This is a genomic window from Natronolimnobius sp. AArcel1 (genome assembly GCF_011043775.1).
GTDB lineage: Archaea > Halobacteriota > Halobacteria > Halobacteriales > Natrialbaceae > Natronolimnobius.
The window spans coordinates 730882-753329 of record NZ_JAAKXY010000001.1 but is presented as its reverse complement, the minus strand read 5'-3'; the positions used below and the strand labels follow the sequence as shown (position 1 = coordinate 753329).

Annotated in this window: 19 protein-coding genes; 10 read left to right on the top strand and 9 right to left on the bottom strand. The window is 61.5% G+C overall.

What is annotated here, in order from left to right:
* Positions 1-213: 213 nt before the first annotated feature.
* From G6M89_RS03595 to G6M89_RS03585, 3 genes are all read right to left on the bottom strand, one after another.
* On the bottom strand, positions 214-1203 hold the full coding sequence (locus G6M89_RS03595; protein ID WP_165160417.1) for a hypothetical protein: 990 nt from the start codon (positions 1201-1203) through the stop codon (positions 214-216).
* A 41-nt stretch (positions 1204-1244) separates the two neighbouring features.
* Positions 1245-4046 carry a valine--tRNA ligase gene (locus G6M89_RS03590; protein WP_165160416.1) on the bottom strand — a complete coding sequence of 934 codons (2802 nt, stop codon included), beginning with the start codon at positions 4044-4046 and terminating at the stop codon, positions 1245-1247.
* Between the two features lie 150 nt (positions 4047-4196).
* Positions 4197-4862, bottom strand: coding sequence for a hypothetical protein (locus G6M89_RS03585; RefSeq protein WP_165160415.1), 666 nt, complete (start codon positions 4860-4862; stop codon positions 4197-4199).
* Between the two features lie 169 nt (positions 4863-5031).
* Here G6M89_RS03585 and G6M89_RS03580 point away from each other — a divergent pair, with 169 nt between their 5' ends.
* A complete protein-coding gene (locus G6M89_RS03580) occupies positions 5032-7695 on the top strand; it encodes an RND family transporter (RefSeq protein ID WP_165160414.1) in 2664 nt (887 codons plus the stop codon).
* Between the two features lie 31 nt (positions 7696-7726).
* On the opposite strand, the gene G6M89_RS03575 is transcribed toward G6M89_RS03580, so the two are convergent.
* Together G6M89_RS03575 and G6M89_RS03570 are read right to left on the bottom strand one after the other, a co-directional pair.
* Positions 7727-8230, bottom strand: a complete 504-nt coding sequence (locus G6M89_RS03575; RefSeq protein WP_165160413.1) for a hypothetical protein — start codon at positions 8228-8230, stop codon at positions 7727-7729.
* The gene (locus tag G6M89_RS03570; RefSeq protein WP_241175197.1) at positions 8220-8876 is read right to left on the bottom strand and encodes a nucleotidyltransferase domain-containing protein; all 657 of its coding nucleotides are present in this window, start codon (positions 8874-8876) and stop codon (positions 8220-8222) included. The genes G6M89_RS03575 and G6M89_RS03570 overlap by 11 nt, the downstream gene beginning before the upstream one ends.
* Positions 8877-9281: 405 nt before the next feature.
* Between G6M89_RS03570 and G6M89_RS03565 the strand changes: the two genes are divergently transcribed.
* From G6M89_RS03565 to G6M89_RS03555, 3 genes are all read left to right on the top strand, one after another.
* Positions 9282-9455: a hypothetical protein gene (locus G6M89_RS03565; protein WP_165160411.1), complete on the top strand. Its 174-nt coding sequence runs from the start codon at positions 9282-9284 to the stop codon at positions 9453-9455.
* A 1093-nt stretch (positions 9456-10548) separates the two neighbouring features.
* Positions 10549-11499: a RimK family alpha-L-glutamate ligase gene (locus G6M89_RS03560; RefSeq protein ID WP_165160410.1), complete on the top strand. Its 951-nt coding sequence runs from the start codon at positions 10549-10551 to the stop codon at positions 11497-11499.
* A 2-nt stretch (positions 11500-11501) separates the two neighbouring features.
* Complete coding sequence (locus G6M89_RS03555; RefSeq protein WP_165160409.1) at positions 11502-12428, top strand: M50 family metallopeptidase; 927 nt, start codon at positions 11502-11504, stop codon at positions 12426-12428.
* 30 nt (positions 12429-12458) lie between these two features.
* Here G6M89_RS03555 and G6M89_RS03550 read toward each other — a convergent pair whose 3' ends face one another.
* Positions 12459-13376, bottom strand: a complete 918-nt coding sequence (locus G6M89_RS03550; protein WP_165160408.1) for a DUF6293 family protein — start codon at positions 13374-13376, stop codon at positions 12459-12461.
* Between the two features lie 138 nt (positions 13377-13514).
* On the bottom strand, positions 13515-14054 hold the full coding sequence (locus G6M89_RS03545) for a hypothetical protein (protein ID WP_165160407.1): 540 nt from the start codon (positions 14052-14054) through the stop codon (positions 13515-13517).
* A 503-nt stretch (positions 14055-14557) separates the two neighbouring features.
* Between G6M89_RS03545 and rtcA the strand changes: the two genes are divergently transcribed.
* The 3 genes from rtcA to G6M89_RS03530 all read left to right on the top strand — a co-directional run bounded on the left by rtcA (position 14558) and on the right by G6M89_RS03530 (position 17937).
* Positions 14558-15637: an RNA 3'-terminal phosphate cyclase gene (rtcA, locus tag G6M89_RS03540; RefSeq protein WP_165160406.1), complete on the top strand. Its 1080-nt coding sequence runs from the start codon at positions 14558-14560 to the stop codon at positions 15635-15637.
* A 225-nt stretch (positions 15638-15862) separates the two neighbouring features.
* A complete protein-coding gene (gene kdgK1 / locus G6M89_RS03535) occupies positions 15863-16816 on the top strand; it encodes a bifunctional 2-dehydro-3-deoxygluconokinase/2-dehydro-3-deoxygalactonokinase (RefSeq protein WP_165160405.1) in 954 nt (317 codons plus the stop codon).
* Between the two features lie 77 nt (positions 16817-16893).
* A complete protein-coding gene (locus G6M89_RS03530) occupies positions 16894-17937 on the top strand; it encodes a hypothetical protein (RefSeq protein WP_165160404.1) in 1044 nt (347 codons plus the stop codon).
* Here the strand turns inward: G6M89_RS03530 and G6M89_RS03525 are convergent.
* Both G6M89_RS03525 and G6M89_RS03520 read right to left on the bottom strand, forming a co-directional pair.
* Positions 17934-18755, bottom strand: coding sequence for a hypothetical protein (locus G6M89_RS03525; protein WP_241175195.1), 822 nt, complete (start codon positions 18753-18755; stop codon positions 17934-17936). The genes G6M89_RS03530 and G6M89_RS03525 overlap by 4 nt on opposite strands.
* Entirely contained in the window at positions 18752-19990 is a 1239-nt protein-coding gene (locus tag G6M89_RS03520) for a PQQ-binding-like beta-propeller repeat protein (RefSeq protein ID WP_165160403.1), read from the bottom strand. Before G6M89_RS03520 ends, G6M89_RS03525 begins: the two co-directional genes overlap by 4 nt.
* Before the next feature lie 155 nt (positions 19991-20145).
* On the opposite strand from G6M89_RS03520, the gene G6M89_RS03515 reads away from it, so the two are divergent.
* The 3 genes from G6M89_RS03515 (at position 20146) to G6M89_RS03505 (ending at position 22409) form a co-directional block, all read left to right on the top strand.
* On the top strand, positions 20146-20466 hold the full coding sequence (locus G6M89_RS03515; protein WP_054862308.1) for a 30S ribosomal protein S24e: 321 nt from the start codon (positions 20146-20148) through the stop codon (positions 20464-20466).
* Position 20467: 1 nt separating this feature from the next.
* Complete coding sequence (locus G6M89_RS03510; protein ID WP_054862309.1) at positions 20468-20602, top strand: 30S ribosomal protein S27ae; 135 nt, start codon at positions 20468-20470, stop codon at positions 20600-20602.
* Positions 20603-20720: 118 nt separating this feature from the next.
* A complete protein-coding gene (locus G6M89_RS03505; RefSeq protein ID WP_165160402.1) occupies positions 20721-22409 on the top strand; it encodes a bifunctional N(6)-L-threonylcarbamoyladenine synthase/serine/threonine protein kinase in 1689 nt (562 codons plus the stop codon).
* The last annotated feature ends 39 nt before the right edge of the window (positions 22410-22448 follow it).

Genomic DNA, 22448 nt, shown 5'->3' with positions numbered 1-22448 from the left:
ATTTTTCGAGCAATATACTGTGTTCTAACTCTATTCGGACTGTATATCTAAACTTCCTGAACGTCGCCCGCGGTGATGCATCGTCGTAGCTGTGGTCTCGTGGCCATTCTCACCGATGAGTGTCCGCACCTGCCTGCTGTCGGCGGGTAAGCAGTTCTTACCCACTTCTCGCCCATGAGTGCCAAACGGCAAGCACTGATTGCCAGCGGCCGGTTAGTCGCCCTCGAGTTCGCGGGTTCGAACCGTGTAGTACGTCCCCTGATACTCGTAACTTCCCTCGGAATCTGAGCCGAACAGTGGCGATGTTCCGGTATGTTCCTCGAGTCGAACTCGCTCAACGTCGTGTTCAGAAGCGAGTGCAATTGCGTCGCGAAGTTGGTCGTTTCGAACTACTTGCTCGGTGATCAGTTGCTGGGCTTCCTCGCTAACGTCATCGACGACCTCGAGTTCGTAGGCTCCCAGGCGATGATACTCATCGTCCTCGCCGCGGTCAGAGTGGGCGACGAGAATATCGGCTCCATCCTCGTCCTCATCCCACTCGACCGACGCAATCGACGTCGACGGCGTCAACTCGAGCGAGTCTCCCTCGAGTTCGAACGTGACTGCTGTGGCTAAAATTTCCTCGCTGCGGGCGTCCTCGTCCCATCCGCGTGCCCGGAACGCGTAGATTCCGCTACCGACGCTCGTTAGCGTGATCGATTCAGTACCACTTTCGAGGGACAGTCGCTCCTCTTCGTCAGTCTCGTCGGACGCTATCGTCACGGTCCAGGTGTGGCTGTCGCCGGGTTCGACGTACATCAGCGGCTGGTTCACCATGTGCGGTGTGACGTGGTGCCACTCGCCGTCGACGTGCTTGTCGATACGCCAGCCGTAGAAGTTTGTCGCAAACCGCTCGTCGCCGTCGTTGCGGAGCGTGAACTTGATTTCCCCATCTTCTTCGACCGTCCGCTCGGACGGCTCGAGGATAACTGGTTCGTCTGTGAGGTCGTCGATCCCATAACAAAGGGTTCGATCCGCGTTCTCGTACGTCAGGCAGGCGGGATGGTCGACATCGTCGTCAATCGACCGCGGATACGCGGGCTCGTCGTCGCTTGCAGTCGCTGACTCGTTCGAGTCAGGGTTCGATCCCGATGCATCGAGACAGCCTGCGAGAACGCCCACACCCACGAGTCCAAGGATGTGTCGGCGTCCGAGTCGTGTCATACAGAAGAACAGTCACTGCGTGATATATGTTTTCGGGTGGCCTACTCGAGGATGACGACTGCCGACTCGGTTTCGATCATCTCGCCATCGCCCGAGTAGGTTCGCTCGCGCTCGATTTCGAAGAGGTCGTTCTCGAGTTCCTCATCTGCAACGTGGAGTGCGGTTGCGGTACCATCGTCGTCAGTCTCGAGGTCGTACTCGCCGCTGTCGATGCCGGCGTCGATGTCGCCAACCTTGGAGCCGAATTTCGGCCCGAGCGTCGAGTAGTCGAGATCGATGGAGGCGATTTCGGTGGTGACCTCGGGTTCCTCAGCGAGCACCTCGAGGTCTTGGACGTGCATCACGTCCTGAATGGCATCCTCGAAGCCCTCGATTGGGCCGTAGACGGCGACCGACTCGAGGTCGGCGTTCAGCGCCAGTTGGTTCTCACTTTTGTATCGCCGAAGCGCGGAGATCACTTCGATTGCGGTCTCGCCAGCCTCGAGGTCGGCGTCGTACCCCTGTGGCTCGGGCCACTCGCGCGTGTGGATGCTGGCGTCCTCGAGGTCGGCGTCTCGTGCTTCGCCAGCGTACACTGCCTGCCAGATCTCTTCCGTAATGTGTGGCAGGAACGGTGCCCATAACTCGAGGAAGGTCCGGTGGGCGGTCCGCAGTGCGTACTGCGTCGACGGATTCTCTTCGCGGCCTTTGGCGATCTCTAAGTAGTCGTCACAGAAGGTGTTCCAGAAGAACGTGCGCAGGCGGTCACGGGCCTTGGCGAACTCGTACGCTTCGAACTGGGTGGTGAGTTCGGCGACGGCGTCGTCCAACTCGGCAAGGAGCCAGCGATCGATCGGCTCGAGATCGTCTGGCTTCTCGGGGGCTGCGGGTGCGAGCGTGTCAACGAGCTTCGAGGCGTTCCAGAGCTTTCGCAGGAGTTTCTCGCCGGCACGGAGATCTTTCTCCTGATATGGGAAGTCGTCGCCGACGGCGGCGCTTGCGGCCCAGAAACGGACAGCGTCGACAGGATAGTCGGCAAGCACCTCGTCAGGTGCGACGACGTTGCCCCGCGATTTGGACATCTTCTCGCGGTTTTCGTCGAGAACGTGGCCGTTGATCAGCGTCGCATCGAAGGGCACCTCGCCGGTGTGTTCGTAGCACTTGACGATGGTGTGGAACAACCAGAACGAGATGATGTCGTGGCCCTGTGGGCGAAGATCGAAGGGGTAGAGTTCGGGATTGGCCATCGCGAACTCCTCATTCTCTTCGTCCCAGTCCCAGCCGGCGTTGATCAGCGGCGTCAGTGAGGAGGTTGCCCAGGTGTCGAAGACGTCCTCTTCAGGCTCAAACTCGTCTGCGCCACACTCTGGACACGCGTCAACTGGCGGCTTGTCGGACAGCGGATCGACCGGCAGGTCCGCTTTTTCCGCCATGACCTCGTGATCGCACTCGGCGCAGTACCAGACCGGGAACGGAATCCCCGAGTCGCGCTGACGAGAGATCAGCCAGTCCCACTCGAGACCTTCGATCCAGTGTTTGTAGCGGGTGAACATCTTCTCGGGGTACCAGTCCATCTCCTGGCCGGCCTCGAGATAGTCCTCCTTGTGATCCAGTATTTCGACGTACCACTGCTTGGAGACGCGGTACTCGACGGGGGTGTCACAGCGTTCGTGGACGCCGACGGCGTGGGTGATCTCCCAGCGGTCGCGTAGATAGCCCTCATCGTCCAGGTCCTCGACGATGGCCTCGCGGGCTTCCTCGGTGGACATGCCCTCGTAGTCGCCGGCGAGGTCGGTCATCGTCGCGGACTCGTCGATGGCGACACGCAGTGGCAGGTCGTGGGCCTGGTACCACTCGATGTCGTTCTGGTCGCCGAAGGTACAGCACATCACGACGCCGCTGCCTTTCTCCATGTCGACGCGTTCGTCGGCGATGATCGGCACTTCGTGGCCGAAGATTGGAATTGTGGCTGTCTCGCCGACCAGATCCTGATTCTCGTCGTCGTCGGGGTGGACGAAGACGGAGACGCAGGCCGGGATGAGTTCGGGTCGCGTTGTCGAGATTATGAACTCGTCTCGGTCGGTGCCGTCGGACGCTAATTCGAAGGCAATGTCATTGAAGTGCGAGCCGCGCTCGTCGTCTTCGGTCTCGACCTGCGAAATTGCGGTCTCACACTCCGGACACCAGATCGCGGGCGCTTTCTTGCGGTACTCGCGGCCCTTCTCGTAGAGGTCGAGGAAGGATAGCTGCGAGATGCGCTGGACACGTGGCTCGATCGTCTTGTAGGTGTTATTCCAGTCGATCGAAGTGCCGAGGTCCTGCATCTTGTCAGTAAATTCGGCTTCGTACTCTGCACAGACTTTGCGACAGAGTTCCTGGAACTCGCGGCGCTCGTAGTCCTGATGGCGGATGTCCAGTTCTTCTTCGGTCAGGCGCTCGCTCGCGATGCCGTTGTCGTCGTAGCCAAAGGGAAACAGCACCTCGCCATCTGCCATTCGCTGGAATCGGGCGGCGAAATCCTGCAGCGTCGAGCCATACAGGTGGCCCATGTGCAGACTGCCCGAGACCGTTGGCGGTGGCGTATCGATTGCGTAGGTCGTGTTCGGATCGCGCTCGGGATCGCCTTCGTAGGCGTAGACCTCCTCGTCGACCCAGCGGTCCTGCCAGCGCGATTCGACTGCCTCGGGCTCGTAGCCGCCCTCGAGACTGGCTTTCCCGCCCGTCTCGTCTTCCTGTTCGGGCGCGTCCATGCTCATGCTCTCACCGCCCGCGCGGGGCGTCGTCGATCCGTCGTCGCCGTGGTGTTGTCGTGGTCGGTCATCGAAGATACCGGTCGTTGCTCGGTGAATGCTGGTCGCGGACAATACATCCGTCGAAACGGGGTGGAAAATGCGGGGCTAGTCGGCCCCTACGAAAACGGTGGTGGGCGGCCCTGCAAACGTCTCGACCGCGACGGTGTCGGCCATACCTACTCTTGTTTCGGCAATCGTGTTAGATGTTTCGTCGTTGCCGTCTCACTCCCGCTGGTCACACGCCGATCCGTCGCTCTCCTCGAGGTCGATGATCGCTCTCGAGTCGCTTACTCGCTGAAGCGTGCCGTCGAGATACGTCGTCATCCGCTCGAGAAATGCGGTGTCGCTCTCGTCGTGGTCGGTGGTGACGAGCGTAATCTGTGTGTGGCCCGCCGGATCATGATCGCCCTGCATGACGACGGTGAATAGTTCTCGGGGCGTGACTGGCTCACCAGCCTCGAGTCGGGAGACGACGCCCGACAGCGAGGATTCGACGGTCGTCTCGACTGCGAACGTCATGTCGACTGAGACGGTCTCGTCGTCTTCAGCCGCGAGGTATTCCTCACAGCTTCTGACGGCTGGCTCGAGAACCGTTTCGAAGTCGGTGCCCGATTCCTCGAGGCCGAGGTAGGCGAACGCGACCATCGCACGGACGGCCTCGAGCAGGTCGTCGTCGCTGTGTGCTTGCTCGAACACCTGTCGGCGGTCCTTCTCGGGGAGGGTGTGTAAGAACAGATTGAAGTCGAACAGCCCGTGGCGGATGCGACGACGGATTCGCGCCTCGGCGTTTCGCTTCGATTGCTCGTGACTCATCTCGCGTTCGCCGAGCAGATAGGCTCGGTCGGCGGGGGTGAGGATGCCGCGTTCACGGTCGATGTCGGTATTCATAATCGGAATTCGATTATACAACACCGTGTTTGGCCAAACAGCTATAGTTGTCGGTGCCTGAATGCCGGACCATGATTCGCAGGTGCGGTCGACGATGTGTTGGGGCGACTCGAGTCGGGCCAGTTGACGCGACGAAGACGAGTATGCGACTGATGGGTATCCACTGCGAATGAGTCGGTCACTCGCGACACGCTATGCCGATGGACTTGTCGAGCACAGCCGCGTCGTTATCGTGCTCACACTTCTGGTCACCGCGATGGTCGCCGCGGGCGTCGTCATTGGCGACCCCGAAGACGGCGATATCGGCCAATTCGACGCGGATTCCGAAGAAACCGAGGCACTCGATGAGATCGAGGCAACCTACGGCACGGACGACGACATCGTCACGCAGATCGTCATCCGTGGGACTGGCGATAGCGCAGACACTGGCGACGGTGACGTGCTCACGCGCGAGTCCTTCCTCGAGGGACTCGAACTCCAGCAAGACATTCAAGAGAATGAGTCGCTGAACGCGACGCTCGCCGATCAGGGTGTTCTCGCACTCGAGAACGTCGTCGCGACCGGCGCAGTGTTCGAAGACCGCGCCGCCGAGGCAAACGGCCCGCCCGACACCAGCGAGCCGACACTCGAGGAGCAAATCGAGGCACTCGAGGACCGCTCTGACGAGGAATTTGCGGAATTGCTCGAGACGGTGCTCGATCCCGACGGCGACGCGGCCGGTGCGGACGCTGGCAGCGGCGAGGAGGGCGATCCGTACGAATTCCTGCCAACTGACTACGAGCCGGGAGCGACGACCGCCGACTCGCGCGTCGCGTTCGTCTTCCAGATCGACGACGGGGGCCCCGACGACGACCCCGAAGAGGCGTACGCAGCCCAACTCGAGATCGACGACCTCGTCGATGAGCGCTTCGACGATGCGTTCGTCTTCGGGCAGGGAATCACCGACGAGGCGTCTTCGAACGCCGTCGGCGACAGTTTCGGCCTCATCACACCCGTTGCGCTGATTCTCGTCCTCGTCGCACTTGGCACTGCCTACCGCGACGTTGTCGACGTGCTCGTCTCCGTCTTCGGCATCGCCGTCGTGATGGCCTGGCTCGGCGGCATTCAGGGCTGGCTCGAGGTCCCCTCGAGTCAACTGCTGATCGCGGTTCCATTCCTGTTGATCGGGTTGAGCATCGACTACTCGTTGCACGTCATCATGCGCTCGCGCGAGGCCAGAACGGGCCAACTCGAGGACGATACGGCGGACTCACCGCAGCGCCGCGGCGTTCGAAACGGGATGCGCCTCGGCCTCACGGGCGTCGTCCTCGCACTTGCCGCGGCGACCTTTTCGACCGGTATCGGCTTCCTCTCGAACGTCGTCAGTCCGCTTCCGGCAATTCGTGACTTCGCAATCCTGAGCGCCGGCGGCATCTTTGCGACGTTTGTCGCCTTCGCCATCCTCGTTCCTGCGCTGAAAGTCGAGATCGATGGGCTACTCGAGTCTCGATTCGGTCGAGATCGGCGGAAACAGCCGTTTGGACTCGGAACTGGGCCGGTCAACCGCGCACTCACGGGTGTCGTCTCGCTCGTCCAGCGCGGGCCGCTCGTCGTGGTTCTGATCGCCTTCTTGCTCGCCTCGGGCGGCGTCTACGGCGCGACTGGCATCGACACGGAGTTCAATCAGGCGGATTTCCTCCCCGAAGACGCTCCTGAGTGGGCGAAATCCCTCCCCGGACCGATTGCACCGGATACGTACACGATTAGCGACGACGCCGAGTATCTCGGCGACAACTTCCAGGAGCGCGGCGAGGGCTCACAGAGTCAGATACTGATACGTGGCTCGATCACTGATCCGGCGACACTTTCGGCCATCGAGTCGGCAACCGACGATATCGCTGGCAACGAGTCGAACACGACGATTTCGATCCGTGCGGACGGCGACCCTGCCGTCGAGAGCCCGGTGACGGCGATTCGGACGACCGCCGCGGAGAACGACTCCGTCGCAACCGCACTCGAGGAGCGAGATACGACCGATAACGACCTGCCTGACGAGGATCTCGAGGGGCTGTACGACGACCTGTACGCCGCTGATGCGGACGCTGCATCGTCGGTTATCTACCAAACCGATGATGGCGAGTACGAGTCTATGCGCCTGCTGCTGACCGTCCGTGGTGACGCCTCGTCCCAGTCGATTGCAGACGATACGCGCGACGTTGCCTCAGCGATCGAAACCGAAAGCGACGGCGCGGTAACGGCCGTCGCTGCCGGTGGCCCCATCACGACCGCCGTGGTACAGGACGCGCTGCTCGAGACACTCGTGCAGGCGTTCGCGGTGACATTGGTGGTGATTCTGGTCTTCCTCACGGTCCTGTACTGGGTTCGCCACCGCAAGCCTGCCTTTGGGGTGCTCACGCTCGCGCCGGTCGTCGCCGCGCTGGCGTGGCTCCTTGGCACGATGGCCGTCCTTGACGTACCGTTCAACAGCGAAACCGCCGTCATCACAAGTCTCGCAATCGGGCTTGGCGTCGACTACAGCATCCACGTCAGCGAGCGATTCCTCGACGAACGCGACCGCCGGAGTGATTCAAACGGCACTCTGGAGGCCGGCGCGCTCGAGGATACCCTCCGGGCGACGATCACGGGCACTGGCGGCGCGCTGTTGGGCAGTGCGCTGACGACGGCGGCTGGGTTCGGCGTGCTCGCGCTCGCGTTGGCCCCGCCGCTGCAGCGATTTGGCCTCGTGACGGGCCTGAGCATTATCTTCGCGTTTATTGCGTGCCTGACGGTGTTGCCGTGTCTGCTCGTGTTACGCGAGCGAGTGCACGCGTGGCGTATGTGGGGCGGACTCTGAATCGAGGAGTGACTCTCGTAACAGTCAGGTATCAGTTCCTGTTACAACTACACCGAGAGTGTGCATCAGCAAACGTGACGATATAGGAGTGAACTATCTCTGCAAGATCGTGCATTCCAAGTGCGAGATCGCGGCCAGGTTTATCGATATCGTAGTAGATCCGAGACCGGTGTTCCGCCCGGAAGCTGTCGATGCGATCTGCGATGTCTTCGTCGGAAAACACACCACGAGTTTCGATATCCTGATAGACATCGCCATGTTCGTGGTAATCCGCTGATTCCGCAGCTGTCATATCGACGAGATAGAACTGCAGCGACCGTTCGATTGCGTTGAAAGAGAGTTCGACGATACTCACGTTGTTGTTCGTTCCGTCGCGAAGCTGACGGCACGTTCCCAACATCGCACAGGCTTTCCCCAGTTGAATATCGGCATCCGAGCGCTGCCAGGAGAGCGAGTCCTGAACGGGACCAGTTTCGCCATCTGCGAGCAGTTGTTCTACGTGGTCAACAGCGCTCACGACATCCTCAAGACCCATGCTCGAACACCTCCTGTTTCACGATGTCCAGCGCAGGTGCCGTTCGGAGCGTCAGTCCCTCAGTGAGAATGTCCGCAATTCGGTCGTGAGTCGGTGCAGACGCTTGCGTTTCGACGACAATGTGGAACTCATAGCGATCACCATCGAAGCGTTCCGTGGCGATCTCGTTCTCGATTTCGTGGGCCGTTCGCTGTACTGTCATTCGATTCTCTGGAACGACGACGAATAGGTCGACGTCGCTGGCTCGGTCCGCATCACCTCGAGCGACACTGCCGAACAAAACCACCCCGAACTCGACGGTCGTCATGTCCTCGAGTCGCGTGATGGCGTCCCGAATTGGTTGCTGAAACTCCGCCTGTGGGACCTGCGTGATACGATCATCCGGCTTGCAGAGGTGTGATGCAGTGATCGAGATTTGATTTGCGCGACTGTCTCTCTCGACTGTGATTACCCCTGTCGCTTCCAGCGCGCGTACAGCGCTGTTGATGTTTCCCATCCCCTTTCCGGTCAATCGCTGGAGTTGGCGGTTGCTGAACACTCGATCCGGATTATCCGTGAGCAACTGGAGAATATGAGCTGTCGCAGTATGTCGGAAGAGACCCGACTCAGCAACGGGAACTGGAAGGCACACGTGGGTCCCATCCATATTCGGCCTCTGTTGAACTGGCTCTCTGTTCATGAACAGTTAGACGGTTCAGTATGTGATAGTTGTTGTGGTCTTTTCACTATGACGCCAGTGGAAAAGCGCTGTTGAGAGGAACAGCATGAGCGATATTGCACACGCCTCCTGGTCACTGTAACTCCAATCTGAATCTGCAAACACGCAGTATCCGAACGTTCATTAGGTTGGTTCACTAACTAATAGGCGCGCACGAAAGTGCACAGAGCCGGAGCGAAAGGGTCCAACCAACACTCCGGCTCAACACGACCCCCGCATAGCGGGAGCAAGCCACGCTTCACGTCGGTGAAATAAAGATGTGCCGACGCTTCGCCGTCCAGTACCACTGGGTCTCGCCTGGCTCGCATCGCTACGTCGGGGACGGAGCAACGCATGTCGACACCAGTCACCATTCACTGCAACTGTGGCACCGACGTTCGAACAGCGACGACCGACAATTTGGTTACGTGTCCGGACTGCGAGACGGCGTTCGCCGCGCGGATCATCCCGCTCGAGACCACCACTGACACACCCGACCACGGCGTCCGCTCGTATCGCGGTCCCTAGTACCGGTCTACGCCTGTACTATAGTCACAACTGCAACTATGTACACACTGATCGCCCATCTGCTCACGGGCGCGGACGCCCGTTCGCTTCGCCGCGGCTCTCACTTCGTCCGTTCCGAGCCGCGCACCCTCTGGCGATCAGGTGTGTATTGACTTGCAGTGACTACTATAATGGGTGACATCGATTGCGGTTATCCGATTTCATCCCTCAGTTCGCGTGGAACGGTACGAGGTCGTCACCACTCGAGGGCGTGTTGCTTCGGTGACCGTCCTGAAGGCTGCTATGCACTACGACTGCACCAGCTTCGGGTGCGCCACTGTCAGTGCTTACTCTCCGCGAGAAACGGTGTTGGTGAGATACAAATAGAGTTCCCCAACCACAACGAGAGCAAGTATGACAACGGGGATCGTCCACAGGCCACCAATCCCTACAGCGGACATTATCAGTGCTGTCGCTATTCCCGCTCCAATGAATACGACACGAGAAAATAACGAGCTATTCGTCGCGGACTGCGTTGGCATCCGTGTCCAAACGTATGGGTTGGCAATCAATAATCTCGTTGGTCATTGGACACGAACTCTCGTCTCCTGAACGACCGGTGGCCAAAAAAGCGAATCGAGTGGTGTGCGGTTACACAGCCTGTTCTAGCGTTGTCCCGATTTCGTCACAGGACAGACGCGGTCGAATTGGAACTGCCTGGTCCGTACTAAACGGCCTACCGACCGTCAGTCTGGCCCGACCGCGAACGCCTGCGGTGAAATCGACACACCGATACTGCAGACTGTCTCAGTTACCAGCACTTCTCCGGACACTCGCCCGTCGCCATAGTCGTGACGTCGCCGAGTGTCGTTGCGTTTGATCGCTCCTCGAGGTCTTCGACGAAGTGTATCGGGTCGTTGGAGTGGCTCATAGCCGGTTGTCGATACGCCGCGTTATCAAATAAACACACCACATAATAAATTAGGTTAAATAGTATTTTAGCGAAAGAAAGGTGCACTGGAAACCTCTGATCTGTTGCCCGTTCATCCCACACATAATTCCAAAATAAAAACATTGTAACAAATTTATTAGCATCGAGCGCACGCACTCCGTTATGAGTGTGTTACTCCTTGGCCCTCGATCGGACCCGCAACTCGCCGCTGTCGAGCGTACACTCGAGACGCGAGGCGTCGAGACCTGCGTGTGGGATGCCGACGACTGGCCCGGTTCGGGAATGCTAACCTACCGTCAGGGCGACCAGACACGGCTCTCGGTCGGCGGAACGAGCGTTGACGAGGTTCACACGGCCTACCTTCGGAACTTCGCGCTCAACCCGCGACTACCCGAGTACCGAGACGACCTCGAGGATCACCCATTCGCCTTGCTCAACCAACTCCGTGAGTATCAGGCGACCCTCGAGTCGATGCTCTACTCGCTCGAGGCTCGTGGCGTCCGGATGGTTAACCCACTCGAGACGCAGGACCTGCATACTCGCAAGCCGTGGCAACTCGAGCGACTCGCTGCTGCTGGCGTTCCAATCCCGGAAACGTTGACGACGACCACCCCTGATGAAGTGCGTGCGTTCGCGGACCGAGTGGGAAAAATCATCTACAAACCGGTCAGCGGCGGCGGCCACGCGGCGGTGCTTTCGCCCGACGATCTCGAGGACGACCGGCTCTCGTTGCTCGCAAACTCGCCCGTTCAGTTCCAGGAGTACATCGACGGCGAGGATATCCGCGTCTTCGTCGTCGACGGTGAGGTCGTTGCTGCTGCCCGAATCATCTCCACTGAACTCGATTATCGAACGGCCGACCACGACGTCGAACGCATTCCACTCTCCGCGCTCGAGCCCGCGATTGCCGAGGCCGCTATTACTGCGACGGACTGTCTCGGATTGGCGTTTTCGGGCGTCGACGTGATCGACACCGACGATAGCTGTTCCGTCCTCGAGGCAAACCCCTCACCGATGTTCGCGGCGTTCGACGACAAGGCGGGAACGGACGTTGCCGGCGCGCTCGCGGATCTGCTTGCGACGCCAACCGAGACGGACTCCACCACAGCGTAACCATGTGCGCTGCACGCGATACCGACGACCGAACGCTCGACCTCGAGGCGCTCTTTCGCGAGCCGTTCGGCTTTACCTGGGGAGAAACCGACGGCACGACCTGGCTGCGCACTGACGAGGGGTCGTACAAGCGCGTCCACCCGGTCTTTTTCGAGCAACTGCGTGAGATCGCGACTGGCTCGAGTGACCCCACCGACCACGACGAGCGCGTCCGCGAGACGGTCGTGTTACTGGCTTCTGAGGGCTACCTCGAGCCCGGCGGCGAAATTGTCCACGAGCAGCCGCCGCCGGATATTCGACTGTGGCCGCGACTCGGCGCCGTCGCCGCGACAGCGACACTGCTCGTCGGCTGTCTTGCGGTCCGCTGGCCCGAACTCCGACAGTTGCCCGCTGACCTCGAGTTCGGCCTCGGACTTGCGCTGATCGTCTTGCCCATCCTCCTTGGTTCGATTGCGCTCCACGAACTCGGTCACTACGTCCCAAGTCGGCGCTACTTCGACCCACAGCTTCGAATCGGGCTGTTGAACAAGGTTATTCCCGCAATCATCACGCGGACGACCGACGCCTGGCGCTGCCCGCGAAACGTGCGCCTCTGGATCAGTCTCGCCGGCCCGTTCGTCGACCTGCTCGTCGCGACTGGCTTCGCCGTCGCGTTCGTCATCGTCCCCGGTCAGCCCATCTTCGGCTTTCTGGCACTTCTCATCGCCGCACGCGCGCTGTTCGTCCTGAACCCCCTCATCGAGGGCGACGGCTACTGGGCGCTCGTCGATGCCTTCGGCTGGCACAACCTGCGGACGCAAGGCTTTCGCGACCTCGAGCACCGCATTCTCTCGGGACCGGCGGTGTACGCGCTCTCGGCTGTTATCTTCACTATCGGGTTCGTCGGCCTCAATATCGCAATTCTGGCGACGGTGTTCGGCCTCGTCTGACTGGGGGAATCGGCAGTGGAGAAACGTCCGTTACGGCGACCCTGGGCCGTCCGAGTGTGCACGGACCCACAACTCGCCGATACGCGAGAGGCGCGTCCGATACGATTTGCCGTGTTCCTCGCGCTCGATGTAGCCCTTGCCGCCCGGGCCAAGCCGGTCGACGTTGTAGATGACCTTCGAGCGGAAACTGTCGGTGTACTCCTCGTTGAGCTCGCTCGAGAGCGATTCTGCGAGTTCGGAGACGGAGTCAAACTCACCGTCCTCGCCTAACTTGTAGAGAATTAGCTCCTCGAAGGGCTTGACGTTCGAAAACGAAGCGACGGGTAACTCGACGATGTGGCGGCCGTCGATCTCTTTTGCGCCAATCGTCGTCCCGCGCTCGTCGAACTCCGAGAGCAGATCGCGGGCGCTCTCGAGACGGGTGTCGATCCGTTCGTCGTCGATAATATCGTCGGCTGCGTCGCGTTCGTCCTTGAGGTCCTCGAGCAAGGCGATCTGCTCACGTAGTTCCTCAGCGAGTTCGGTCTCGAGGTACTTCTCGGGAGCCGTGTAGTAGGTGTGGATCTGCTCGCGGTCGTCTTCGCGTTCGACCATCAGCGAGTTGGCGGCGGTCGCGAACGCGAAACTCACCGTTCGAGGCATTGCGGCGACGTTAACCCAGACCTCGTTGCCGCGGTCCAGTTCGGCCGTGATGAGGTCGTAGGCCTGCTCGAACGCCTCGTCGTAGTCGTAGACATCCTCGAGAATGAATCGCTCAGTGCTCGCGCCCAGTAAGTTTCGAAAGTCCGTCTCGAGTTTCTCCGAGAGATGCCGGGAGTACTCGACGTTGGCCTCGCTCCCGACGGCTCCCTCGAGCAAGATGACGCGCTCGACGTCGATCTGATCGCGGACGAGGGGCGCGATCAGCCGGTCGTAGTCGAAGCCGACCGGAACGATGTGGGTCTGCATAGTCAGTAGAGTGTGCTGATCGGTATAAAAACCACCAGACTTGGTATTTTGCGACGGGGCATCGGACGCCAGTGACACCGCTCGAGTTGGCGTCGACGTGGTCCGTGTGGCGGTCAGACAAAAAATGGACGGGACATCTCACTCGCCCGTGGTAATACTGCGCTCTCCGTCGCAGGATTCGACGCGCGTGTTACTGGTCTCGACTCTGGTGCCGTTGTCGTTCTTTGCGATGGAGACATCACCGGCCTGAACGACGGTATCGTCGTCGTCCGGACAGGCTGTGTCGTCCTTTTTGCGTTTCTTTTTCCGCGTTGGCTTGTCTTCGGGTTCGGCCTTCGGTTCGCCCTTTTTCCGTTTCTCCTTCCGTTTCGGTTTCCCTTCAGGTTCAGCCTTCGGCTCATCTTTTTTCTTCTGCGTCCGTTTTGGCTTACCTTCGGGTTCGGCCTTTGGCTCGTCCTTTTTCGGTTTCTCCTGTTGCTTGGGCTTGCCTTCGGGTTCAGCCTTCGGCTCGTCTTTTTTCTGCTTCTGTTTCGGTTTGTCCTCGGGTTCGCCCTTTGCCTTTCCATCCTGTTGACGACCGGCAGCCGCAGTACCGGAGATTCCAATTGCGCCGAGACTGACTACGCCGGCTGTTCGGAGGATGTGACGTCGGTGACTGGAAGTGCTCTCATCTCTCATAGTAATCTGGGTGACACTCACCCCGCGTCGTACAGCTCGTTGTAACGTGTTAGACGACCACCACGTGGTTAGAGTGATCACTGGTACCGAACTACAACGAACCGTATCAGCCATGGGTTGACACCGATGATAAGCTGTAATGGAGCTTTCACACTCCAATCCGAGATGAGAACTGACTCTTCGTCCAGTTTCATCGAATATGTCCTATTGAAAACCAGAGATTGCTGCAATATCGGTCGGCTGTGGTGCTATTTCGTCCGCTCTCGCTCTCAATCTGCCCTTCACTCGAGTAGCACGCCACTAGCCGATCAAGTGCCATAGGCTGCGGTTTCGAGTCACCTCATTGTAAGGGGCAGATGGCCATAATGTTGGACGTCTACCATTTCCTAAGCTGTATTTACATCCGTAGACGCCCATTGCGTGGCTGGACACACGAGCAGAACGAGCGATTGACTCGAGTGCATCCCGATACCGGTAGGGGCCTCGAGTCCGTACGAACTCCTATGACGAGTACACGCGAGCCGACCCACGTCCTCGACGGTGCGGACGCTGGCGGGCAGTTCCTCCGGACGGCGCTCGGCCTCGCAGTCTTGCGAAACGAGTCGATTCGGATCGAGAACGTCCGCGGTGACCGGCCAAAACCGGGTCTTCGCCATCAGCATCTGGCCGTTCTCGAGACTATGGCTGCGGTCTGTGACGCCGAAATCGACGGTGCGGAACTCGGCGCAGAGACGGTGAGGTTCGATCCGACTCCCTCGAGCACTGGCCCCGACGGCTCGCCTCGACTCGAGGGCGGCCAGTACGAGGTCGATATCAACACTGCGGGGAGTGTTACCCTGCTGTTCGACGCGTTGCTTCCACTCGCACCGATCCTCGAGTCACCGCTGCGGGTGACAGCCACCGGTGGGACGGACGTCGAGTGGTCGCCACCGCTCGACTACTTTCGCGAAATCAAATTGCCACTCCTTCGGCGATTCGGCCTCGTCGCAGCCTGTGAGGTCGACCGCCGGGGCTTCTATCCGAACGGCGGCGGGCAGGCAACGCTCCATCTCGGCCCCGCACAACTCGAGTCACTTGACCTCGAGCGACGCGGTCCACTCGAGATCGTGCAACTCTATTCGACTGAATCCGAATCGCTGGCCGACCGAGACGTGGCACATCGCCAACTCGAGGGTGCACTCGCGCGGCTCGAACTCGGCGAGGACGCGCCCGCTCTCGAGCGCCACGAAACAACCGCGCCGAGTCCATCACCCGGATCGGCACTCGTCATTCGACTCGATTACGGGACTGGCGTCGCGGGATTTGCTGCGCTTGGTGAGCGCGGCGTTCCAGCCGAACGCATCGGTGAGACTGCTGCCGACGAGGCGAATCGGTTCCTCGAGCGCGAGGCGGCAGTCGACCAACACCTGGGCGACCAGTTGCTCGTCTTCCTCGCGCTCGCGGGCGGACGTGTTCGGATTCCGGCCGTAACTGATCACGTGCGAGCCAGTCGGGAGTTACTCGAGACGTTCGACGTTGCCCTCGAGTTCGAAGACCGAGGCGAGGAACTGGTCGTGACCGCAGCGCCGTCACTCGATCTGTGAGTGAGACGGATTGCTGTACCGATTACCGGTGCAACCGCCGCCCGGTCGCGGTTACACCGGAACTGACGGACAGTAAACCGTATGAGACGAGCGGACAACGCGCGCTTGAGCGAGACTATTTCTCGAGTCAAAACCGGGTAATTCCAACGAGACCGGTACGACTTATACCACACCCGTTCGTGTATCGGGATATGACCGACCGATTCAGCATCGGAGGGATGTGCCGTGAGTGAGCTTGTCTCGTTCGGAGAGACGATGCTGCGGTTTTCGCCGGGGAAAGACGAGCGCCTCGAGGATGCAGAGGAGTTCGAAGTTCACGTCGGCGGTGCCGAGAGCAACGTCGCAATCGCAGCCCAGCGACTCGGAACGCCGGCGACCTGGATGTCGAAAGTGCCGGAGAACCCGCTCGGGCGACAGGTCGTGGGTAAACTCCGCCAGTACGGCATCGAAACCGATGTCTCGTGGTGCCATCGCGGTCGGCAGGGGACCTACTACATGGAACAGGCTGGCGAGCCACGCGGCACGAACGTCATCTACGACCGGGAAGACGCCGCTATTACGACGGCAGAGGCGCGCGAACTGAACCTCGATCTGATTCGTGACGCGACAGTCTTTTTCACGACGGGAATCACGCCTGCGCTCTCGCCGACGCTGGCCGAGACGACGATGAACCTCCTGAAAGCAGCCAAAGAGGGCGGCACGACGACGGCCTTCGATTTCAACTACCGCGCCAAACTCTGGTCGCCCAAGGAGGCAACGGAGACGCTGACCCAGTTTTTCCCAGGCATCGACGTGCTCGTCATCGCCGCTCGAGACGCCCAGAACGTCCTCGGGCTCGAGGGCGACCCACGTCAGATCGCACACAACCTCGGCTCGCAGTATGACTTTGAGACCGTCATCGTCACCCGCGGCTCGGAGGGCGCAATCGGCTGGCACGACAACGTTGTCCACGAGCAGGAGGTCTACGAAACGGACACCGTCTCGCCGATTGGCACCGGCGACGCGTTCACGGGGACGTTCATTGCCCGCCGACTCGAGGGCGATGACGTGCCGACCGCACTCGACTACGCCTCCGCTGCTGCCGCGTTGAAACGGACGATTCCGGGTGACGTTGCGCTGCTCACTGCCGAAGAGGTCGAATCGGTCGTCAAAGACGGCTCGAAATCGATTTCGCGGTAGCGCGTTCGAAGCCCGTTTTCTCGCACTCGTAGCACGTGACAACCAACTGTCTTTGTACGAGTAGCCCGTAGCTGGGTATGATGCGTGTTCACGCTGCACTCCGAGACCGATTGCTCGTCTGTCGTGGGCCCGGAGCCGTACCGACCGACTGGACGACCGAGACGCGACTCGAGGGTCACAACCTCGAGTGCGTTGCCGTCTCGCCCGGTGCGCCCGAGCGGGTATTTGTTGGGACGTTCGAAGACGGACTCTTTCGCAGTACTGACGGCGGCGAGACGTTCGAACGCCTCGAGACCGACTTCGTCAGCGAGACCGTGATGTCGCTCGCGATTAGCCCGCACGACCCCGATGTGCTCTACGCGGGAACCGAACCCAGTCGCATCTACCGCAGCACGGACGGCGGTGACTCCTGGAGCCACCTCGAGGGACTGATCGACCTTCCCTCCGAATCGGAGTGGTACTTCCCGCCGCGCCCGCACACCCACCACGTTCGCTGGCTCGAGGTGGACCCGTTCGATCCCGACCGGCTGTACGTCGGCGTCGAGGCTGGCGCGTTCGTCTACAGCACGGACGGCGGCGAGACGTGGCACGAACGCCCCGAGGGGTCGCGTCGCGACAATCACAGTCTGTCGACCCACCCCGACCGCGAGGGACGCGTCTACTCGGCGGCGGGCGATGGCTACGCTGAAAGCGACGACGGCGGCGAGCGCTGGCGACAGCCACAGCAGGGCCTCGAGCACACCTACTGCTGGAGTGTCGTCCCAAACCCCGCCGATCCGGAGCGGGTGCTCCTCTCGAGTGCAAGCGGGGCCTCGAGTGCGCACACGGCCGAAACCGCGGAGTCGTACGTCTATCGGCGCGAGGATGACGAGGAGTGGATTCGACTCGATGACCGCGGGATTCCGATGGGTAATGGCGTCGTCCGGACGGTGTTCGACGCGCCAGCCACAGCGGCTGATTCTGAGGCTGCCGCCGAGTCCGGAAGCGTCGTCTATGGCGTCAACAATCAGGGTCTATTCGTCACTGATGATTTCGGCGACCGCTGGTCACCGGTCAACATTGACTGGGCGGACGCCCTCGAGAGCCAGACGCCCCGCGGATTGGCAGTGATTGACGATTAACCGCCGTCGGATCGATCCGAGCCAGCGAGGGTGCCGGCGACGTTCTTGCGTTCGAGGACGGAGACAATGGCGACAGCGTGGATCGGAGCGACGACGGCAGTGCTCGGAAACGCCCCGATAGCAGGGACGCTCCCGAGCAGCCACGCCGCGACGCCGAGCAGGACGACGACGCCGGCAATCGACCAGCCCGCCCCCGTCGTCAGTCGGTCGCTCCCACGGATCGCGGCTCGGGGTCCCCAGCCCGCGACGAGCAACCCGGGGGTGACGAACAGCCGGACCATAACGTAGAAGTACAGCACGAGGACAGGGATTCCGAGAAGTAGTCCCATTCCCTGCAGGAGGTCGACCGAGCCGAGAGCGCGCTGGAGGAGATCCATCGCGACAACGAAGCCGAACAGCGAGGTGACGGCGTCGATATCGATGCTCGTCTCGCCGGTCAGCGCGCGCCGGATCGTGACGGCTCCCGCGACGGTGACGGCAAGCAGTCCGAGCACGTACAGCCCGCCACCCCAGAGGAGGTAGGGGAGTTCGAGACCGAGCAGCGACTCGAGCGGGACGGTCGCCTGACGGAGACCGGTCGGGTAGCCGGCGTACTCGACATTGACCGTGTGCTCGCCGAGTCCGCCGTGCTCGATGGCCGGGACTGGATCGCCCCGGTGGAGGAAATCGAGGATCGCGAGGACGACGCCCGCGAGCGCGAACGGAACCAGCAGGAACGGATCGCGACGGAGGCGTGCCAGGGATCGCGAAACGATCCCGCGTGTACGGTGGCTGTCGCGCCCCTGCCTGGATTCCGACGGCGAACGTCTCGCCGTCATTGTCCCTCCTCCAACGCGACGATGCGGTTGTGGGCGACGACGTAGAGGACGCCGTCGCCAACGATCGGCTGAGACGGCCCGGCTTCGAGTTCGTACGTCCACCGGCGCTCGCCCGACTCGGCATCGATCGCGACGAGATCGTACAGCCAGAAGTAGGTGAGGTAGACGACGCCGTCGGCGACCACCGGATGGACGTCGTGGGCGTACTCGGCCGTCCACCGTTGCTCCCCGGTCTCGATGTCGATCGCGTGGAGTTCGTCCTCGCCGTCTGTCGCGTAGACGGTCCCATCGGCGACCGCGACGCTCCCGTCGCTCGCCGCGCCGTCGTGGACGTACTCCCACTCGATCGAGCCGTCGTCGGGATCGAGCAGCGTAACCGCGCGACGGCTCGGAACGACGAGTCCCCGTTCTGTCGCCGTCGGTGGGTTGCACTGACGGTAGTCGTGTTCTCGCTCGGGCTCGAGCGGCTCGACGAGCGTCGTCCAGCGGATGTCGCCGGTCGCGGCGTCGAGTGCCGCGACGTGGTCCGGTCGGGTCGTAACGTAGACAGTTCCGTCGCGGACCGCCGGCCGGTTCACGCCGCCCGATCGCTCGTTGGTCGCGTACTCCCACTCGAGGCGGCCGCTGCTCGAGTCGAGCGCGACGATCCGGTTCGAGTCGGGAATCGCGGCGTAGATCGTTCCGTCGGCCGCGACGGGCGAGGGTTCGTGGGGATTGGCGCTGGTTCGAATCGGCGGCGGCGAACCGGGTGCGTGCCACCGCTGGAGTCCGACGTTGAATTCTCCCGCGCCGTAGCCACCGCCCGCACTCAACCCGTAGACCCCCTCGTTACCGGTAATCGCCAGCGTCGGCGTACGGTAGGCGCTCGCCTCGGCGACCGTCGGCGCCGAGAGATAGGAGTAGCCGTCGCGTTCGAAGCGGACGCGGCCGGTCTCTCGGTCGAGCGCGGCGATCGAACTGCGGCCGACGACGAACAGCGTGTCGCCGACCAGCGTCGCCGGTGCCGGCCCCTTGACGCTCGCGTCGAGGTCTCGCTCCCACTTGACTTGGGGGCCCTCGACGGGTCCCGAGGCGTCGGGATTAGTTGCGGTTCCGGCGGCGTCGAATCGCGCCATCGGCCAGTCGAAGTCGGAGCCAGCCGCAATCGATATCGGCCCGTCGACTGCTCGAGCGCCGCCTGCAATCGCCACGAGCGAGAGGCCACCGCTGGCGATAACCTGTCGTCTGGAGGGCATGACAATCAGTTTCGCAATCGGTGGTGTATGTTTTTCGATTGATGTATCCGCCTTTGCTAGTGACTTCGTGAGCCAGCACGGACTCGAGACGACGGTGACCGGTTCGAAATCCTTTTAGGCGCTACAGGGGGATAGTAGAGTAACTGAGTGATATCATGGACGTCGACATCGTTTCCGAATCGGAGAACCCCATGTTGCATCGAACGGACGTTACCTTCGAACTAACCCACGAGGACGCCACCCCAGAGCGTCTGCAGGTCCGAGACAGCCTCGCAGCGAAGCTGAACAAGAACGCTGACGAAGTCGTCATCCGCAGCCTCAAGACCAAATTCGGCATGCGCAAAACCGTCGGCCAGGCCAAGGTCTACGACACCGCAGACCACGCCCGCGACGTCGAGCAAGACCACATGCTCGAGCGAAACAAGATCGGTGCTGCCGACGACGCAGACGCAGACGCCGAAGCGGAGGAAGCCTAAGATGGCACGCCACGAACTCTACAACGACGATGGAAGCACCGACCGCGAACAGTGCCCACGTTGCGGTGACTCCTACCTCGCCGACCACGGCGACCGCAAACACTGCGGGAAGTGCAGCTACACCGAGTGGGAATAACGCCGACTCGAGCGCAGCGAGAGGTCCCGACGGGACGACGTGAACAATCCTGTTTGCTCCCGTTGTAACGCGCCTCGTTCGCTCGTTCTCTCACTGTTCAATACACAATTCATACACTGTGAGTTCTGACACCCGCGTTCTCGGTATCGAAGGAACGGCCTGGGCAGCCAGCGCAGCCGTCTCCGATGCCGAAAGCGACGACGTATTCATCGAGAGCGACGCCTATCAACCCGAAAGCGGCGGCATCCATCCACGCGAGGCCGCCGAGCACATGCACGAGGCGATTCCACAGGTCGTCGAATCCGCCCTCGAGCACGCCCGCGATACTACCAATCGACCCGCCGATGAGTCCCCCGTCGACTGCGTTGCCTTCTCGCGCGGCCCCGGACTTGGGCCATGCCTGCGCATCGTCGGGACGGCTGCTCGAGCACTCTCTCAGGCGCTCGAGGTCCCCCTCGTCGGGGTCAATCACATGGTCGCCCACCTCGAGATCGGTCGCCATACGTCGGGATTCGACTCACCCGTCTGTCTGAACGCGAGTGGAGCGAACGCCCATCTGTTGGCCTACCGAAACGGCCGATATCAGGTGCTCGGCGAGACGATGGACACCGGCGTCGGCAACTCGATTGATAAGTTCACGCGCCATGTCGGCTGGTCCCACCCCGGCGGCCCGAAAGTCGAAGCGGCCGCGAAAGACGGCGAGTACGTCGACCTTCCGTACGTCGTCAAAGGGATGGACTTCTCATTTTCGGGCATCATGAGCGCGGCGAAGCAGCAGTATGACGATGGGACTGCAGTCGAGGACATCTGCTACTCCTTGCAGGAGACAATCTTCAGCATGCTCACCGAAGTCTCCGAGCGCGCGCTTTCGCTGACCGGCAGCGACGAACTCGTCCTCGGCGGCGGCGTCGGCCAGAACGGCCGACTCCGAGAGATGCTCGAGGAGATGTGCGACCAACGGGGTGCCGACTTTCACGCGCCCGAACCCCGATTCCTGCGCGATAACGCGGGTATGATCGCCGTTCTCGGCGCAAAAATGTACGACGCAGGCGATACGCTCGCACTCGAGGACTCGCGTGTCGATCCGAACTTCCGGCCGGATCAGGTGCCGGTAACCTGGAGAGACGATGAGTCGGGCGTCACGCTCGGTCGCAGCGCGAGCGACGGCGACCAGCAGGTCCGCGGTGCCGAAGCACTCGTCGCCCTCGAGCCAGACACCGGCCGCGTCACGAAGCGTCGCCGTGCTAAAACCTACCGTCACCCGCAACTCGACGAGCGCCTGCGAACCGAGCGAACCCGACTCGAGGCCAGACTCACCTCACTCGCCCGTCGCGAGGGCGTGCCAACGCCGGTGCTCTCGGATGTGGATGCGACGGACGCCAGACTGGAACTCGAGTACGTCGGCGAGTGTGACCTCCGCGAGCAGTTGACGCCCGCCACCGTCCGTGATGTCGGGCGACACCTCGCTCGCCTCCACACCGCCGGTTTCGTGCATGGCGATCCGACGACGCGCAATGTCAGGGTGGGGCGGCGCGTAGCGCCGCCGAACGAGCGAACGGACGATGTCCGTGAGCACAATGGCGAACGTACCTATCTCATCGACTTTGGCCTCGGCTACCACACCGATCACGTCGAGGACTACGCTATGGACCTGCACGTCTTCGATCAAAGTCTCGTCGGCACCGCGGCCGACCCCGACCCCCTGCGCGAGGCGGTTCGCGAGGGGTATCTCGAGGTCGGCGAGGAACGCGTCCTCGAGCGCCTCACAGACGTTGAGGGTCGGGGTCGGTACGTCGCGGAGCCGTAGGTACCCTACCCGGCGGCTACTCGTCGGTCGTCGAGCCTT

Excerpts from the sequence above, each read along its gene's own strand:
- G6M89_RS03595 (WP_165160417.1), bottom strand. The coding sequence starts at position 1,203 with ATGACACGACTCGGACGCCGACACATCCTTGGACTCGTGGGTGTGGGC.
- G6M89_RS03585 (WP_165160415.1), bottom strand. The coding sequence starts at position 4,862 with ATGAATACCGACATCGACCGTGAACGCGGCATCCTCACCCCCGCCGAC.
- G6M89_RS03580 (WP_165160414.1), top strand. The coding sequence starts at position 5,032 with ATGAGTCGGTCACTCGCGACACGCTATGCCGATGGACTTGTCGAGCAC.
- G6M89_RS03575 (WP_165160413.1), bottom strand. The coding sequence starts at position 8,230 with ATGGGTCTTGAGGATGTCGTGAGCGCTGTTGACCACGTAGAACAACTG.
- G6M89_RS03570 (WP_241175197.1), bottom strand. The coding sequence starts at position 8,876 with ATGGATGGGACCCACGTGTGCCTTCCAGTTCCCGTTGCTGAGTCGGGT.
- G6M89_RS03565 (WP_165160411.1), top strand. The coding sequence starts at position 9,282 with ATGTCGACACCAGTCACCATTCACTGCAACTGTGGCACCGACGTTCGA.
- G6M89_RS03560 (WP_165160410.1), top strand. The coding sequence starts at position 10,549 with ATGAGTGTGTTACTCCTTGGCCCTCGATCGGACCCGCAACTCGCCGCT.
- G6M89_RS03555 (WP_165160409.1), top strand. The coding sequence starts at position 11,502 with ATGTGCGCTGCACGCGATACCGACGACCGAACGCTCGACCTCGAGGCG.
- G6M89_RS03550 (WP_165160408.1), bottom strand. The coding sequence starts at position 13,376 with ATGCAGACCCACATCGTTCCGGTCGGCTTCGACTACGACCGGCTGATC.
- G6M89_RS03545 (WP_165160407.1), bottom strand. The coding sequence starts at position 14,054 with ATGAGAGATGAGAGCACTTCCAGTCACCGACGTCACATCCTCCGAACA.
- rtcA (WP_165160406.1), top strand. The coding sequence starts at position 14,558 with ATGACGAGTACACGCGAGCCGACCCACGTCCTCGACGGTGCGGACGCT.
- G6M89_RS03530 (WP_165160404.1), top strand. The coding sequence starts at position 16,894 with ATGATGCGTGTTCACGCTGCACTCCGAGACCGATTGCTCGTCTGTCGT.
- G6M89_RS03525 (WP_241175195.1), bottom strand. The coding sequence starts at position 18,755 with ATGACGGCGAGACGTTCGCCGTCGGAATCCAGGCAGGGGCGCGACAGC.
- G6M89_RS03520 (WP_165160403.1), bottom strand. The coding sequence starts at position 19,990 with ATGCCCTCCAGACGACAGGTTATCGCCAGCGGTGGCCTCTCGCTCGTG.
- G6M89_RS03515 (WP_054862308.1), top strand. The coding sequence starts at position 20,146 with ATGGACGTCGACATCGTTTCCGAATCGGAGAACCCCATGTTGCATCGA.
- G6M89_RS03510 (WP_054862309.1), top strand. The coding sequence starts at position 20,468 with ATGGCACGCCACGAACTCTACAACGACGATGGAAGCACCGACCGCGAA.